The organism is Streptomyces sp. AV19, assembly GCF_015999245.1.
Taxonomy (GTDB): Bacteria; Actinomycetota; Actinomycetes; order Streptomycetales; family Streptomycetaceae; genus Streptomyces.
This window is the reverse complement of the sequence record NZ_JAEAMR010000004.1, coordinates 491,869-507,267: the sequence shown is the minus strand read 5'-3', so window position 1 is coordinate 507,267 and position 15,399 is coordinate 491,869. Positions and strand designations below refer to the sequence as shown.

The 15,399-nt window shown below is 71.0% G+C and carries 16 protein-coding genes; 5 read left to right on the top strand and 11 right to left on the bottom strand.

The window, feature by feature from the left end:
• Positions 1–273: 273 nt before the first annotated feature.
• The 7 genes from truB to rimP all read right to left on the bottom strand — a co-directional run bounded on the left by truB (position 274) and on the right by rimP (position 7,000).
• Positions 274–1,173, bottom strand: coding sequence for a tRNA pseudouridine(55) synthase TruB (truB, locus tag I5Q34_RS07085; RefSeq protein ID WP_199891277.1), 900 nt, complete (start codon positions 1,171–1,173; stop codon positions 274–276).
• Positions 1,173–1,613: a 30S ribosome-binding factor RbfA gene (gene rbfA / locus I5Q34_RS07080; RefSeq protein WP_199891276.1), complete on the bottom strand. Its 441-nt coding sequence runs from the start codon at positions 1,611–1,613 to the stop codon at positions 1,173–1,175. Before rbfA ends, truB begins: the two co-directional genes overlap by 1 nt.
• A 23-nt stretch (positions 1,614–1,636) precedes the next feature.
• A complete protein-coding gene (locus I5Q34_RS07075; RefSeq protein WP_199891275.1) occupies positions 1,637–1,933 on the bottom strand; it encodes a DUF503 domain-containing protein in 297 nt (98 codons plus the stop codon).
• A 139-nt stretch (positions 1,934–2,072) separates the two neighbouring features.
• A complete protein-coding gene (gene infB / locus I5Q34_RS07070) occupies positions 2,073–4,874 on the bottom strand; it encodes a translation initiation factor IF-2 (protein WP_199891274.1) in 2,802 nt (933 codons plus the stop codon).
• A 164-nt stretch (positions 4,875–5,038) separates the two neighbouring features.
• Positions 5,039–5,326: a YlxR family protein gene (locus I5Q34_RS07065; protein WP_199891273.1), complete on the bottom strand. Its 288-nt coding sequence runs from the start codon at positions 5,324–5,326 to the stop codon at positions 5,039–5,041.
• A gap of 154 nt (positions 5,327–5,480) precedes the next feature.
• Positions 5,481–6,473 carry a transcription termination factor NusA gene (gene nusA, locus I5Q34_RS07060; protein ID WP_199891272.1) on the bottom strand — a complete coding sequence of 331 codons (993 nt, stop codon included), beginning with the start codon at positions 6,471–6,473 and terminating at the stop codon, positions 5,481–5,483.
• Positions 6,474–6,475: 2 nt separating this feature from the next.
• Positions 6,476–7,000 (bottom strand): ribosome maturation factor RimP, encoded by a 525-nt coding sequence (rimP, locus tag I5Q34_RS07055; protein ID WP_199891271.1) that lies wholly within the window; start codon positions 6,998–7,000, stop codon positions 6,476–6,478.
• A gap of 169 nt (positions 7,001–7,169) precedes the next feature.
• Between rimP and I5Q34_RS07050 the strand changes: the two genes are divergently transcribed.
• From I5Q34_RS07050 to I5Q34_RS07040, 3 genes are read left to right on the top strand one after another with little or no spacing between them, the layout of a single operon-like run.
• Entirely contained in the window at positions 7,170–7,652 is a 483-nt protein-coding gene (locus I5Q34_RS07050; RefSeq protein WP_199891348.1) for a hypothetical protein, read from the top strand.
• Positions 7,649–8,092, top strand: a complete 444-nt coding sequence (locus tag I5Q34_RS07045; RefSeq protein WP_199891270.1) for a ferritin-like domain-containing protein — start codon at positions 7,649–7,651, stop codon at positions 8,090–8,092. The genes I5Q34_RS07050 and I5Q34_RS07045 overlap by 4 nt, the downstream gene beginning before the upstream one ends.
• Before the next feature lie 29 nt (positions 8,093–8,121).
• Positions 8,122–9,006 (top strand): aminoglycoside phosphotransferase family protein, encoded by an 885-nt coding sequence (locus I5Q34_RS07040; protein WP_199891269.1) that lies wholly within the window; start codon positions 8,122–8,124, stop codon positions 9,004–9,006.
• A gap of 112 nt (positions 9,007–9,118) precedes the next feature.
• Here the strand turns inward: I5Q34_RS07040 and I5Q34_RS07035 are convergent, their stop codons facing one another.
• The 4 genes from I5Q34_RS07035 to ispG all read right to left on the bottom strand — a co-directional run bounded on the left by I5Q34_RS07035 (position 9,119) and on the right by ispG (position 14,168).
• Complete coding sequence (locus tag I5Q34_RS07035; protein WP_199891268.1) at positions 9,119–10,816, bottom strand: proline--tRNA ligase; 1,698 nt, start codon at positions 10,814–10,816, stop codon at positions 9,119–9,121.
• Positions 10,817–10,995: 179 nt separating this feature from the next.
• Entirely contained in the window at positions 10,996–11,529 is a 534-nt protein-coding gene (locus tag I5Q34_RS07030) for a GNAT family N-acetyltransferase (RefSeq protein ID WP_199891267.1), read from the bottom strand.
• A 41-nt stretch (positions 11,530–11,570) separates the two neighbouring features.
• A complete protein-coding gene (locus I5Q34_RS07025; RefSeq protein WP_199891266.1) occupies positions 11,571–12,416 on the bottom strand; it encodes a GNAT family N-acetyltransferase in 846 nt (281 codons plus the stop codon).
• A 594-nt stretch (positions 12,417–13,010) separates the two neighbouring features.
• Positions 13,011–14,168: a flavodoxin-dependent (E)-4-hydroxy-3-methylbut-2-enyl-diphosphate synthase gene (ispG, locus tag I5Q34_RS07020; protein WP_199891347.1), complete on the bottom strand. Its 1,158-nt coding sequence runs from the start codon at positions 14,166–14,168 to the stop codon at positions 13,011–13,013.
• A gap of 499 nt (positions 14,169–14,667) precedes the next feature.
• On the opposite strand from ispG, the gene kdpF reads away from it, so the two are divergent.
• Positions 14,668–14,757 carry a K(+)-transporting ATPase subunit F gene (kdpF, locus tag I5Q34_RS07015; RefSeq protein WP_199891265.1) on the top strand — a complete coding sequence of 30 codons (90 nt, stop codon included), beginning with the start codon at positions 14,668–14,670 and terminating at the stop codon, positions 14,755–14,757.
• A gap of 8 nt (positions 14,758–14,765) precedes the next feature.
• Positions 14,766–15,399 (top strand): potassium-transporting ATPase subunit KdpA (locus I5Q34_RS07010; protein ID WP_199891264.1); only part of this gene is annotated, 634 nt, incomplete at its 3' end.

Here is a 15,399-nt window from a genome sequence, read left to right as displayed (position 1 = left end):
CCCGGCCTGCGTCCGGGGGATGTCCCCCGGGAGAACGCGGTGATGGCGGCAGCCAAACGCCCGTACGTTCCGACGGTAGGCAGCGGTTGATCGGCGGGACAGATCGCGGGCCGAACGCGCCCCCTTGCACCCCCTTGGTTCACTCCGAGCGCCTGCCCGTTGGGGTGAATCCGGCGTATCAGATGGATAGAGAAGGGAGGGGGGTCGTGGGGCGGAGCGCGGTCACGCGCCCCGCCCCACGGTGTCCGGCCGCGACGGCCGCAAGACGGCGGCTCAGCCGAAGACGGCGAGGCTCTTGGCCCGCCCGCCCTGGTTCTCCACCAGCGCGAGGAAGCGGCCGTCCGGCCCGAAGACGGCGATCGGACCGCTGCCCTCGAAGAGCGGCACCCGGACCCGCACGCCGTTGCCCAGCAGCTTGGCCTGCTCCGCGGTCACGTCCCAGCGCTGGAACGCGGCCGCGGCGGCCTCGGCCACGGGCATCACGGCCAGCTCCTCCTGGAGCTGGTCGAGGGTGCGCGCGTCGGAGATCCGGTAGGGGCCGACGCGGGTGCGCCGCAGCGCCGTCAGGTGGCCGCCGACGCCGGTGTCCGCGCCCAGGTCGCGGGCGAGCGCGCGGACGTAGGTGCCGGACGAGCAGACGACGGAGACCAGGATGTCCTGCACCGGGGTGCCGTCCTCGGCCTCGGCCGGGTGGACGGCGTGCACGGTGAAGGAGGAGACCGTCACCGGGCGGGCCGGGATCTCGAAGTCCTCGCCCTCCCGCGCCCGCTTGTAGGAGCGCTTGCCGTCGATCTTGATGGCGCTGACCTTGGAGGGGACCTGCATGATGTCCCCGGTCATCCTGGCGACGCCGGCGTCGATCGCCTCGCGGGTCACCCCGGAGGCGTCGGCGGACAAGGTGATCTCGCCCTCGGCGTCGTCCGTCACGGTGTTCTGGCCGAGACGGATGGTCGCCACGTACTCCTTCTCGGTCAGCGCGAGGTGACCGAGGAGCTTGGTGGCCCGCTCGACGCCGAGGACGAGCACGCCGGTCGCCATCGGGTCGAGCGTCCCCGCGTGGCCGACGCGGCGGGTCCTCGCCATGCCGCGCATCTTGGCGACCACGTCGTGCGAGGTGAAGCCGGCCGGCTTGTCGACGATGACCAGGCCGTCCGGGGTAGGCGTGCGATTCATCAGGCGGTCGTGTCCTCGTCGCCCGGCTTGCGGTACGGGTCCGCCTCGCCGGCGTAGCCCTTGCCCGAGGACGCCTCGCGCACCTGCGCGTCCGAGGCACGGGCGCGGTCGAGCAGGTCCTCGATGGTCCGGGCGTTCTCCGGGAGGGCGTCCGCCACGAAGGTCAGGGTCGGCGTGAACTTGATGCCCGCCGCCTTCCCGACCGCCGAGCGCAGCATGCCCTTGGCGCTCTCCAGCCCGGCGGCCGCGCCGGCCCGGTCCTCGTCGTCGCCGTAGACCGTGTAGAAGACCGTCGCCTCCCGCAGGTCGCCGGTGACCCGGGTGTCCGTGATGGTCACGTGCGTACCGAGGCGCGGGTCCTTGATTCCGCGCTGCAGCTTCTGGGCGACCACCTCCCGGATGAGGTCCGCCAGCTTCTTCGCCCGAGCGTTGTCGGCCACTGGTCCTTCTCCTTCTTGATGTTTCAGTCGTCGTGCTCGCCGTGGAACCGCCGCCGCGCGGACAGCAGATCCACTTCAGGACGTGCGGCGACCCAGCGCTCGCAGCGGTCCAGCAGGTCCGTGAGGTGCCCCATGTCGCCGGAGACCGCCGCGAGGCCGATGGTGGCCCTGCGGTAGAGGTCCTGGTCTCCGACCTCCGCCACGCTCACCGCGTACTTGCGGTGCAGTTCGGCGACGATCGGGCGGACGACGGAGCGCTTCTCCTTCAGCGACCGTACGTCGCCGAGGAGGAGGTCGAAGGACAGTGTCCCTACGTACATGCAGTGCGGGTTTCAATGCCACCCGTGGGGCCGTCGGTGTCCGTGATTCGTACGGCTCATTCGAAACCGTACACGCAACGGCCGGGGCCGATCGACGGGATATTCCACCCGCCGACCGGCCCCGGCGCGATCAGTGCGATCAGCCGCGCGGCTTCTCGCGCATCTCGTACGTCGCGATGACGTCGTCGACCTTGATGTCGTTGAAGTTTCCGAGGTTGATACCACCCTCGAAGCCCTCGCGGATCTCGGTGACGTCGTCCTTGAAGCGACGCAGACCGACGATGGTGAGGTCCTCGGCCACGACCTTGCCGTCGCGGATGAGGCGCGCCTTGGTGTTGCGCTTGACCTCGCCGGAGCGGATGAGGACACCCGCGATGTTGCCCAGCTTGGACGAGCGGAAGACCTCGCGGATCTCCGCCGTACCGAGCTCGACCTCTTCGTACTCCGGCTTCAGCATGCCCTTGAGGGCCGCCTCGATCTCCTCGATCGCCTGGTAGATGACCGAGTAGTACCGGACGTCCACGCCCTCGCGCTCGGCCATCTGCGTGGCACGGCCCTCGGCACGGACGTTGAAGCCGATGACGATGGCGTCGGAGCCGGTCGCCAGGTTGATGTCCGACTCGGTGACCGCACCCACACCGCGGTGCAGCACGCGGATCTCGACCTCTTCGCCGACGTCGAGCTGGAGCAGCGAGGACTCGAGGGCCTCCACCGAACCGGACGCGTCGCCCTTGATGATGATGTTGAGATCCTGCACCAGACCGGCCTTGAGCACCTTGTCAAGGTCCTCGAGGGACACCCGGCGGGTGCGCTTGGCGAAGGCGGCGTTGCGCTCGCGCGCGGCGCGCTTCTCGGCGATCTGGCGGGCCGTGCGGTCCTCGTCGACGACGAGGAAGTTGTCGCCGGCGCCCGGGACGTTGGTCAGACCGAGGACGAGGACCGGGGTCGACGGACCCGCCTCCTCCACGTTCTGGCCCTTGTCGTCGAGCATCGCGCGGACACGGCCGTACGCGTCACCGGCGACCATCGTGTCGCCGACGCGGAGGGTACCGCGCTGGACGAGGACGGTGGCCACGGCGCCGCGGCCGCGGTCGAGGTGGGCCTCGATCGCGATGCCCTGCGCGTCCTGCTCCGCGTTGGCGCGCAGGTCGAGCGCGGCGTCGGCGGTGAGGACGACGGCCTCGAGCAGCTTGTCGATGTTCAGACCCTGCTTGGCGGAGATGTCGACGAACATCGTGTCGCCGCCGTACTCCTCGGCCACCAGACCGAACTCGGTGAGCTGACCGCGCACCTTGGTCGGGTCGGCGCCCTCGACGTCGATCTTGTTGACCGCGACCACGATCGGCACGTCGGCCGCCTTGGCGTGGTTCAGGGCCTCGATCGTCTGCGGCATGACACCGTCGTTGGCCGCCACCACGAGGATCGCGATGTCGGTCGACTTCGCACCACGGGCACGCATGGCGGTGAACGCCTCGTGACCCGGGGTGTCGATGAAGGTGATCTTGCGCTCTTCGTCGTTGACCTCGGTCGCGACCTGGTAGGCACCGATGTGCTGGGTGATGCCACCGGCCTCGCCCGCGACCACGTTGGTCTTGCGGATCGCGTCGAGGAGTCGCGTCTTTCCGTGGTCGACGTGACCCATGACGGTCACGACCGGCGGACGCGCGACGAGCATCTCCTCGCCGCCCTCGTTCTCGCCGAACTCGATGTCGAAGGACTCGAGCAGCTCGCGGTCCTCCTCCTCGGGGCTGACGATCTGAACCGTGTAGTTCATCTCGCCGCCGAGGAGCTGCAGCGTCTCGTCGGACACCGACTGGGTCGCGGTGACCATCTCGCCGAGGTTCATCATCACGGCGACGAGCGACGCCGGGTTGGCGCCGATCTTCTCCGCGAAGTCGGTCAGCGACGCACCACGCGACAGGCGAATGGTCTCGCCGCCGCCGCGCGGCAGCATCACGCCGCCCACGGACGGGGCCTGCATGGCCTCGTACTCCTGGCGACGCTGACGCTTGGACTTGCGGCCACGACGGGCCGGACCACCGGGACGGCCGAAGGCACCCTGCGTGCCACCACGGGCACCCGGGCCACCGGGACGACCGCCGAAGCCACCGGGACGACCGCCGCCGAAGCCGCCGCCACCACCGGGGCCACCGCCACCGGGACGGCCGGCGAAGCCGCCGCCGCCCGGACGACCGCCGCCGCCCGGACCGGCCGGACGACCGGCGAAGCCGGGACGACCGCCGCCGCCACCACCGGGACGACCGGCACCACCGGGACGACCGGCACCGCCGGGGCCCGGACGCGGGCCGGCAGCGGGACGCTGCGGCATCATGCCCGGGTTCGGGCGGTTACCGGCCGGGGCGCCGGGGCCTCCGGCGGAACGGGGTGCGCCACCGGGAGCCTGCGGACGGGGCATGCCGCCGGGGGTCGGACGCGGAGCGCCGCCCTGCGGGCGCGGGGCACCGCCGGGACCGCCCTGCGGACGCGGGGCACCGGGGCCTCCGGCACCCGGACGCGGGGCGCCACCCGGACGGGGAGCCTGCGGACGGGCCATGCCGGTGGAGCCACCGGAGGTGAAGGGGTTGTTGCCCGGACGGGGACCGGCCGGACGGGCGCCGGGACGCGGCGCGCCCTGGCCACCGGCGCGCGGGGCGCGCTCGGGACGGCCAGCGTGACGGCGGCCGTCCCGAGCGGCCGCGCCCACTCCGGGCGCGGCCGGCTTCGCGGGGGCCGCCTTGCGCGGCGCCGCGGGCTTGGCAGCGGACTTGCCGGCGTTGCCGCCGGGCCCCTGCAGCGCGTCAGTCAACTTGCGGACGACCGGCGCCTCGATCGTCGAGGACGCCGAACGGACGAATTCACCAAGTTCTTGGAGCTTGGCCATGACGACCTTGCTCTCCACTCCGAACTCCTTGGCGAGTTCGTATACCCGGACCTTAGCCACTTCGCTCCTTCTAGGTCCGGGTTGTCAACCGGACCGTCGCTACTTCATGGGCGTACTCATCGCGTACTCATCGAGTGCTCATCGCAATCTCGACCTACTTCCAACTCGCGAGGTACCTGACAGCACGGATACCCGTGCCTGGGACATCCCCGCTGACGCGGGGCCTAACTCTTCTGCTGCTCGATCCGCTCGACGTATTGCCGCAGCTCCGCCGTGTCGAGCGGTCCTCGGCCCCTGAAGGCCCTGGGGAACGCCCGGCGGCGGACCGCCAGATCGAGACAGACCAGTGCGGGGTGCACGGAGGCACCCCGGCCGGGCAGCGTACCGCGAGGATCGGGGACGCAGGCGTCCTCGATCAGCACGATCCGCAGCAGATCGCCCTTGGCCGCTCGCTCCCGGCACCCCACACAGGTGCGTTCAGGGCATACGCGGGCATGCGTCCGGCCAGACACTGATTAAGTCTACCTCCCCGAGCCGACCGCACCCCTTTGGGGGACAGATCGGCCACGTCCACTTCATGGCCACGCCGGGAGCGGCCGGGGGCGCGGAACCACGAAGCCCCATGACTTCGCTCCCGTGCGCCCCCGGCCGCCTCCTCGCGCCTGCTTACTCCGGCTTGTCCTGCTGCTCGGTGTCCGGGCGGATGTCGATCCGCCAGCCGGTCAGCCGCGCGGCGAGCCGGGCGTTCTGCCCCTCCTTGCCGATGGCGAGGGAGAGCTGGTAGTCCGGCACGGTCACCCGGGCGGAGCGGGCGGCGAGGTCCACGACCTCGACCTTGCTCACCCGCGCGGGCGACAGCGCGTGCGCCACCAGCTCGGCGGGGTCGTCCGACCAGTCGACGATGTCGATCTTCTCGCCGTGCAGCTCGGCCATGACCGCGCGGACCCGGCCGCCCATCGGGCCGATGCAGGCGCCCTTGGCGTTCAGGCCGGAACGGGTGGACCGGACGGCGATCTTGGTGCGGTGACCGGCCTCACGGGCGATGGCGGCGATCTCCACCGAGCCGTCCGCGATCTCCGGGACCTCCATGGCGAAGAGCTTCTTCACCAGGTTCGGGTGGGTGCGCGAGAGCGTCACGGACGGGCCGCGGACGCCCTTGGCCACCCGCACGACGTAGGTGCGCAGCCGGGTGCCGTGCGTGTACTCCTCGCCGGGCACCTGCTCCTGCACCGGCAGGATGGCCTCCAGCCGGCCGATGTCCACCAGGACGTTCTTGGGGTCCTTGCCCTGCTGGACGACGCCCGCGACGACGTCGCCCTCGCGGCCGGCGAACTCACCGAAAGTGATCTCGTCCTCGGCGTCGCGCAGGCGCTGGAGGATGACCTGCTTCGCGGTGGTCGCGGCGATCCGGCCGAAGCCGGACGGGGTGTCGTCGAACTCCTTCGGCTCCTCGCCCTCGGCGAGGTCCTGCGGATCCTCCTTGGCCCACACCGTCACGTGGCCGGTCTCCCGGTCGAGCACCACGCGGGCCCGGCGGCGGCTTCCCTCGGTGCGGTGGTAGGCGATGAGGAGGGCCGACTCGATCGCCTCGACCAGCAGGTCGAAGGAGATCTCCTTCTCTCGCACCAGACCCCGCAGGGCACTCATGTCGATGTCCACGGCTACGCCTCCTCTTGGCTCTCGTCGGTCCCGGCTGAGGCCTTCTCGGCCCCCGGGCGGTTGAACTCGATCTCCACACGGGCCTTCGCGATGTCCGCGAACGCCAGGCGGCGCGCGGTGGGCTTGCGGCCCTTGACGCCGGGGACCTCCAGGTCGAGCCCCTCGTCGTCCACGCCCACGATGCGCGCGACCAGCTCGCCGCCCTCGGTGAGCTGGGCCTTGATCAGGCGCCCGGCGGCACGCACGTAGTGGCGGTGCTGCGTCAGGGGACGGTCGGCGCCGGGCGAAGTGACCTCCAGAACGTAGGGGTCACCGCCCATCACGTCCGTCTCGTCGAGCTTCGCGGAGATCTCGCGGCTCAGTTCCGCGCACGCGTCCAGTTGGACGCCCTCGTCGGAATCCACCACGACCCGCAGCACACGGCGCTTGCCGGCCGGTGTCACTTCGACCTCTTCCAGATCCAGCTCCCGTGCGCTGACGAGAGGGGCGAGCAGCTCGCGCAGCCGCTCGCTCTGGGTGGTGCTCATCCGGGTGACTCCTCGGCCGCGTGTGCTGTTGTGGGAAAGTCGCGTGTCAGGTCAAAGCCTATCTGTTCCGGCAGCCGACTGACGATTCGGTGCCTCGTCCGTGCCGCCCGGCGGCGCGCCGGTACGCTCACGTGCGGTGATCATCAGGGGAGACGGCGGAAAGAGGAACGTGGCGCTCACGACGACGACGCGGGCCGGCACCGGCCCGCGCAGACGGACGCTGCTGGCGGGGGGCGCGGCGGTGCTGCTCGCCGGCTGCTCCGGCGGGCGGCAGGACGGCGCGGCCGACGAGCGCGCCCGCGCCGAGGAGCGGCTGCGCGCCCGGGCCGGCCGGGACTCGACGGCGCTGCTGGCCGCGTACGACGCGACGATCGCCGCGCACGCCGGGCTCGCCGGGCGGCTGCGGCCGCTGCGGGCCGAAGTCGCCCGGCACGCCGAGGCGTTCGGCTCCTCCGCGCCCTCCGCCCCGCCCTCGTCGTCCGCCCCCCGGGACGCGAAGGCCGCGCTGGCGGCGCTCGCCGACGCCGAGCGGCGCACCGCCGACGACCGGGCCGCGGCCCTCGGCTCGGCCTCGCCCGAACTCGCCCGCCTCCTCGCCTCGGTGGCCGCCGCGGGCGCGGCCCACGCCTATCTGCTGGGGGTGGAGGCATGACGGACTCCCCCGCCCTGACCGCCGCGCAGGCCGCGCTGGCCGCCGAGTACGCCGCCGTGTACGGGTACGGGGTCGTCGGTGCCCGGGTCGCCGAGGACCGGGCCAAGGAGGCCCGTGAGGCGTACGAGGCGCACCGCGCCCGCCGGGACGCCATGCGGCGCGCGGTCCGCGACCTGGGCGGCACTCCGGCGGCGGCCGCCGCGGCGTACGCCCTGCCGTTCCCCGTGCCGGACGAGGACGCCGCCGTGCGCCTGGCGGCGGAGCTGGAGAACCGGGTGGCCGCCGTCTACGCCGACCTCGTGCCGGCGGCCCGGGGCGGCCTGCGCACCGAGGCGGCGGCCGCGCTGCGCGAGGCGGCGGTGCGGGCGGTCCGCTGGCGCGGCACTGGCGTAGCCTTCCCTGGGCTCGCCGAGCGGACTTCCCCCACGGCACGGCCCTGACCAGCAAGAACGAAAGGGACAGCACAGGGATGGGCCAAGCGAACGACCGCCTCGAACCGCCGGAGCGGTTGGTGCGCGCGGCAGGCGCGACGGAGGGCGCGCGGCAGTGGCTCGCGGGCCTCCCGATGACCGCTCAGGAGTACCTGGAGCGCTGGGAGTTGACACCCGAACGGGTGCAGACGCCGGGCGGACGTTCCAGCATGGCCGTCCTCGCCCGGTGCGCCGACGGCACTCCGGCCGTGCTCAAGCTCGCCCTCCCCGACGGCCGCGCCGGGGCCGAACTCGCCGCGCTGGAGCACTGGAACGGGTTCGGCGCGGTGCGGGTCCTGCGGGCCGAGCCGGAGGCGGGGGCGCTGCTGCTGGAGCGGTTGCACGGCGACGTGAGCCTGCGGTCGCTGCCCGAGCAGAAGGCGTTGCTGGAGGCGTCGGCGACGCTCCAGCGGCTGTGGGTCGCGCCGCCGGCCGGTTCCCCGTTCCCGTCCGTCGACGCGCGCACGGCCGCCCTGGCCGAGGAGCTGCGGGCGGACACCTGGGCCGTGGAGGCCCGTTCCCTCGTGGACGAGGCGCTGGAGGTGCGGGACGCGCTGGCGGGCGGTGAGCCGGGGGCGCTGCTGCACGGCGACTACTGCCAGGGCAAGGTCCTCGCGGCCGACCGCACGCCGTGGCTGGCCGTCTCGCCGCGCCCGCTGGTCGGCGACCGCGCCTACGACCTGGCCTCGCTCGTCCGCGACCGCGCCGACACACTGCTGGCCTCCCCCGGCGCCGCGGCCATCGCCCGCCGCCGGATCGCCAAACTGGCGGATTCCCTGGACGTGGACCGGGAACGGCTGCGGGGCTGGGCCCTGTTCCGCTCGGTGGAGACGGGAGTGCGGGAACGGAACGAGATGCTGCTGGAGTTCGCGGCGCTGCTGTAGCCAACCCAGCCCGTCTGGGGGTACCCCCTCTGGGGGAGCTTGAGGACACTGCCCGAAGGGCAGTTGGGGTCCGGGGCCTCCCCGGGAAACGGTGAAAGGGCGGGGCTGGGGCTCAATCCGCCGTAAGGCGCGCCACCGCCTCCTCCACCGTGACATCCCACCGCTCCCCCGACCGCCGGTCCTTCAGCTCGACGCGGCCCTCGGCCGCACCCCGCCCCACGATCAAAAGCAACGGCACCCCGATCAGCTCCGCGTCCGCGAACTTCACCCCCGCCGAGACCCCCGTCCGGTCGTCCACCAGCACCCGCACCCCCGCGTCGGCGAGCAACGCCGCGACATCCAGGGCGAGTTCGAGAACCTGCCCCGCCTTCCCGGCCGCGACGACATGGACGTCCGCCGGGGCGACCTCGCGCGGCCAGCACAGCCCGCGCTCGTCGTGCGTCTGCTCGGCGAGCGCCGCGACGGCCCGTGAGACGCCGATGCCGTACGAACCCATCGTGACCCGCACCGGCTTGCCCTCCGGCCCGAGGACGTCCAGCCCGAACGCGTCGGCGTACTTGCGCCCCAGCTGGAAGATGTGGCCGATCTCGATGGCCCGGCCGATCTCCAGCCCGGCGCCGCAGCGCGGGCAGGGGTCGCCCGGCTCGACGACGACCGCGTCGAGGTACCGGCCGACCGTGAAGTCGCGCCCGCAGACGACGTCGCGCACGTGCGCGTCCGGCTTGTTGGCCCCGGTGATCCAGGCCGTGCCGGGCGCCACCCGGGGGTCGGCGAAGTACGGCACGTCGAGCCCCTGCGGGCCCACGTAGCCGCGCACCAGCTCCGGCCGGCCGGCGAAGTCGTCCGCGGTGACCAGCTCCACCTCCGCGGGGGCGAGGTGCTCGGCGAGCCGGCCGAGGTCCACCTCGCGGTCGCCGGGCACGCCGACGGCCACGATCTCGCCGTCGACCTTGACGAGGACGTTCTTGAGGATCGCCGAGGCGGGCACGTCCAGGTGCGCGGCGAGCGCCTCGATGGTGGGGGTCCCGGGGGTGTCCAGCTCCCGCGGCGCCGGCACCCCGTCCGCGACGACGGGCTCGACGGCCACGGTGACCGCCTCGGTGTTGGCCGCGTAGTCGCACCGCGGGCAGTCCGCGAACGTGTCCTCCCCGGCCGCCGCCGGGGCGAGGAACTCCTCGGACGCCGAGCCGCCCATCGCGCCGGAGACGGCGGAGACGATCCGGTGGTCCAGCCCGAGCCGCTCGAAGATCCGCGCGTAGGCCTGCCGGTGGAGCCGGTACGACTCGGCCAGCCCTTCGTCCGTGACGTCGAAGGAGTACGCGTCCTTCATCAGGAACTCGCGGCCGCGCAGGACGCCCGAGCGGGGCCGCGCCTCGTCGCGGTACTTGTTCTGGACCTGGTAGAGGATCACGGGCAGGTCCTTGTAGGACGTGCACTGGTCCTTGACCGTGAGGGCGAAGACCTCCTCGTGCGTGGGACCGAGCAGGTACTCGGCGCCCTTGCGGTCCCGGAGGCGGAACAGGAGGTCGCCGTACTCCTTCCAGCGCCCGCTGGCCTCGTACGGCTCCTTGGGGAGCAGCGCGGGGAGCAGGACCTCCTGTCCGCCGATGGCGTCCATCTCCTCGCGGACCACCCGCGCGACGTTGTCCAGCACCCGCTTGCCCAGTGGCAGCCAGGTCCACACGCCCGCGGAGGTCCGGCGGACGTAGCCGGCCCGGACCAGCAGCCGGTGGCTGGCGGTCTCGGCGTCGGCCGGGTCCTCGCGCAGGGTCTTGAACAACAGGGTGGACAGGCGCTGGACATGGGTCATGCGGGGAGGTTAGCGGCGACGCCGCGGCTCCTCACCTCGATTTCCGCCACCCCGCCGGCGGCAGCTCCGCCCCCATCAGCCCAGCAACGGCAGCTCCGCCCTATCACCACATACGGACTCACCGCGCTCGGACCGCGTTCTCCCGGGGGCAACCCCCGGCCCCCCGGCCGGACGCCCCGTCAGCCCAGCAACGGCAGATGCGCGCCCATCACCACGTACGGACTCACCGCGCTCGGGAAGACCACTTGCCGGGCCAGGTCCTGATAGCCCAGCTTCCGGTACAGCGCCCGGGCCGGGCTCTCGGTGTCGATCGCGGAGAGGATCGAGCGCGGCTCCCGGGCGTCGGCGGTGAGGGCGGTGATGAGCGCGCGCCCGATGCGCCGGTTCTGGAACGCGGGGTGGACGTGCAGCTCGGTGATCACGAAGACGTCGTCGAGCCAGTCCTCGTGCCCGGTCGCGCGCAGGTACGGCTCGACGACGGTGGACCACCAGTGCCGGCGGTCGTTGGGCATGCCGTAGACGAAACCGACCAGCCGTCCGCTCTCCGTCGTCGCCCCGAGGGCCCGCGCACCGGGGCTGGTCAGGTGGCGGAGCACGATGTGGCGCCGGACGCCGACCTCCTCCGCGCCGAGCCCGAAGGCCAGCGCTTGTACGGCCAGCGCGTCGTCCACCCGCGCGGCGAGGTCGAGCGGCCCGACCACGATGTCATCCATGACCGGAGGCTACCCGGCCGGCAGGCTCCGGCGGGCCCGGGTCAGAACAGCACGCTCATGAACGCGCCGTCCTCCACGAAGCCCACCCGCCGGTACGCCGCGCGCGCCGCGGTGTTGTAGTCGTTGACGTAGAGACTGGCGACGGGGGCGACGTCCCGCAGGGCGTAGCGGAGCACGGCGGCCATGCCGGTGACGGACAGGCCGCGGCCGCGGTGCTCGGGGGCGACCCAGACGCCCTGGATCTGGCAGGCGCGGTCGGTGGCGGCGCCGATCTCGGCCTTGAAGACGACGCGGCCGTCCTCGATGCGGGCGAACGAGCGCCCGGAGCCGACGAGTTCGGCGACGCGGGCCTGGTAGAGGAGCCCGCCGTCCCCGGCGAGCGGCGAGACGCCGACCTCCTCGGTGAACATGGCCACGCACGCGGGCAGGATCGTCTCCATCTCGCCTTTGCGGACGCGGCGGACGAACGGGTCGGGCTCGACGTCCGCCGGGAGGGTCCGGGTGACCATCAGCGGCTGGTGGGAGCGGACCTCACGGGCCGGGCCCCAGTGTGGTTCGAGGAGCGACCAGAGTGCGGAGGTGGGGGCGGCGGGGCCGACGATGGAGGAGCAGCGGCGGCCGGCCCGGCGGGCGCGGTCGGCGAAGGCGCGGACGGCCTCGGGTCCGGCGCAGATGGGGACGAGGTTGGCGCCGGCGTAGCAGAGCGATTCGAGGTGCCCGTCCGCGTACCAGCCCCACATCTCGCCGCCGAGCCGCCAGGGGTCGAGTCCCGCGGCCTGGACCCGGGCGGCGACGAAGGCGTTGGCGACCGGCTCACGGTCGAGGACGGCGAGGGCGGCGTCGAGGTCGCCGGGCTCGAGGACCTTGGTGGTGGTCGTCGTCAGCACGTGTGGGATTGCCTCACCGTAGCGGGCCGGAGGCCAGGGAATGGGATCCTGGCACTTTACCTCTCCGCTCCGCGGGCAGCCCTCGATGGCGGGGACGCGAAGGTGTCCCCGCCATGCCTCCGGCCGGCCGGGGCTACTTCTCGCCGGCGGCGACGACGGTGGGCGTGCCCGAGGGGACGCCGTCCTTCTCCATCTGCTCGGCGAGCTTCTGGGCCTCTTCGATGAGGGTCTCGACGATCTTCGATTCCGGCTGCCGAGGCGATCAAGCCTGGCTTCAGGGCCGCTACGAAACCCAGTTCAGCTCACCACCGGCATACACCCGGACTGATCCACCGTCACCCCGAAATGAAAACCTCAGTTGCCCACGCCGGCGCCACCCCCGCACAAATGCCTCCTGCGCCATTCCTGGGCCTCGTGCAGGTCACCGAGCATCACATATAGCTGTCCCGCGGGCCGCTTGACCGTCTGGGCGTGTCATCGGCGACCACCAGCAGTACCACTGAGACGGCGAACGCCGTGACCCGGCCGTCCGTCGAGGCCAAATGTCGAAGCTCCAGGCCGGCTCATTGAATGGCAAGCCTGATTGACATGCCGTCAGCTGACGCTGACCTCCGGTTCGCCGGAGGCGACACCGTTCTTCTCCATCTGCTCAGCGAGCTTCAGGGCCTCTTCAATGAGAGTCTCCACGATCTTCGACTCGGGCACGGTCTTGATGACTTCGCCCCTGACGAAGATCTGCCCCTTGCCGTTGCCGGAGGCCACTCCCAGATCCGCCTCGCGGGCCTCACCCGGACCGTTGACGACACAGCCCATCACAGCTACCCGCAGCGGCACTTCCATACCCTCCAGCCCCACGGTCACCTGATCTGCAAGCTTGTAGACGTCGACCTGCGCCCGCCCGCACGACGGGCACGACACGATCTCCAGCCGCCGTTGCCGCAGCCCGAGCGATTCCAGGATCTGTATCCCGACCTTGATCTCCTCGACTGGAGGAGCCGACAGCGACACACGGATCGTGTCCCCGATGCCTTCGGACAGCAGCGCGCCGAACGCCACGGCGGACTTGATCGTCCCCTGAAAGGCAGGGCCCGCCTCCGTCACGCCCAGATGCAGCGGGTAGTCACACTGCGCGGCCAGTTGCCGGTACGCGTTGACCATCACAACAGGGTCGTTGTGCTTCACCGAGATCTTGATGTTGCGGAAACCGTGCTCCTCGAAGAGCGACGCCTCCCACAGCGCCGACTCGACCAATGCCTCCGGCGTCGCCCGGCCGTACTTCTCAAACAGCCGCTTGTCCAGCGAGCCCGCGTTCACCCCGATCCGGATCGATGTACCGGCGTCCGCAGCCGCCTGTGCAATCTCCTTCACCTTGTCATCGAACTGCCGGATGTTACCCGGGTTCACCCGCACCGCCGCACACCCCGCGTCAATGGCGGCGAACACGTACTTCGGCTGGAAGTGAATGTCCGCGATCACCGGGATCTGCGACTTCTCGGCGATCACAGGCAGAGCGTCCGCATCGTCCTGCGTGGGACAGGCCACGCGGACGATCTGGCAACCGGCTGCGGTCAACTCGGCGATCTGCTGGAGCGTTGCGCCGATGTCCGACGTCCTCGTGGTGGTCATGGACTGCACCGAGACGGGTGCGTCGCCTCCCACAGCCACGGAGCCGACTTGCACTGTACGAGACGGACGCCGCTGCGCCAGGGCAGGCGGGGGCAGTTGGGGAAATCCAACAGGAATAGCAGACAACGTCAACTCCCGATCCAAGAGGCCTGGCAAGCAAAGCTGGGTAAGACGATCGACTGATGGTTCATCCATAGCGCGCGGCCCACATTAAAGGTCTGTTCGACCTACATCGTCACCCATTTGGATACACCAGATCAACCAATGACCTACGTTTCCGCACTCGATGGGATCGCGATGGACAGGCAGTCAAACGAACCGGGAGAGGTTGGAAAGACATGCTGAACCATCATCGCGTCGGATCAAGCAATTGATCTTTTAACCGATCGAGCACCTGACGTCCGCCGCTTTATCGGATCCAGGCGTATGGAAGCCGTCAGGAGAAGCATTATCGGCGTTAAGAGAGCGTCAACGTGAGGCATATGAGAGATATCGGCGTGCTTGATAGACAAGTCCGTTAGCTCGACCGTTACTCAGGAGCTCCGATGGCCGACATGGCCTTCGCTGTCACCACAGTCGCAGTGTTCGCACTGTTGGCTCTCGTCGCCAGGGGGGTGGCAAAGCTGTGACCGCCGAGAACTTCATCGGTCTCGTCGTAGCCGTGGCCCTGGTGGTCTACCTCGTTCTCGCCCTCGTCTTTCCCGAGAGGTTCTGAGTACAGGTATGAGCCCCATCCTCTCCGGTATGCTCCAACTGCTCGCCCTCGTCGTGGCGCTGGGTCTCGCATACCGACCACTCGGTGACTACATGGCCCGGGTCTACTCCTCCGACAAGCACCTGCATGTCGAAAAGTGGCTCTACAAGGCGATCGGCGCCGACCCCGATACCGAGATGCGCTGGCCGGCCTACCTGCGGGGTGTCCTGGTCTTCTCCGCTGTCAGCGTGCTGTTCCTGTACTTGCTGCAGCGCGTCCAGGGACATCTGCCAGGCTCACTCGGATTCTCTTCCATTAGCCCGGACCAGGCGTTCAACACCGCCGCCTCCTTCGTCACCAACACCAACTGGCAGTCCTACTCCGGCGAACAGGCCATGGGACATGTGCTCCAGACCGGTGGCCTGGCGGTACAGAACTTCCTGTCAGCGGCCGTCGGCATCGCGGTGGCAGTGGCCCTGGTCCGAGGTTTCGCCCGCTCGCGCACCGGTGAACTCGGCAACTTCTGGGCCGACCTGGTGCGCGGCACCGTCCGCATCCTGATCCCGATCTCCGTGATCATGGCGATCGTGCTGGTGGCCTGCGGCGCGATCCAGAACTTCGCGGGCATCCACGAGATCGGGCAGCTGACCGGCGGCACCCAGC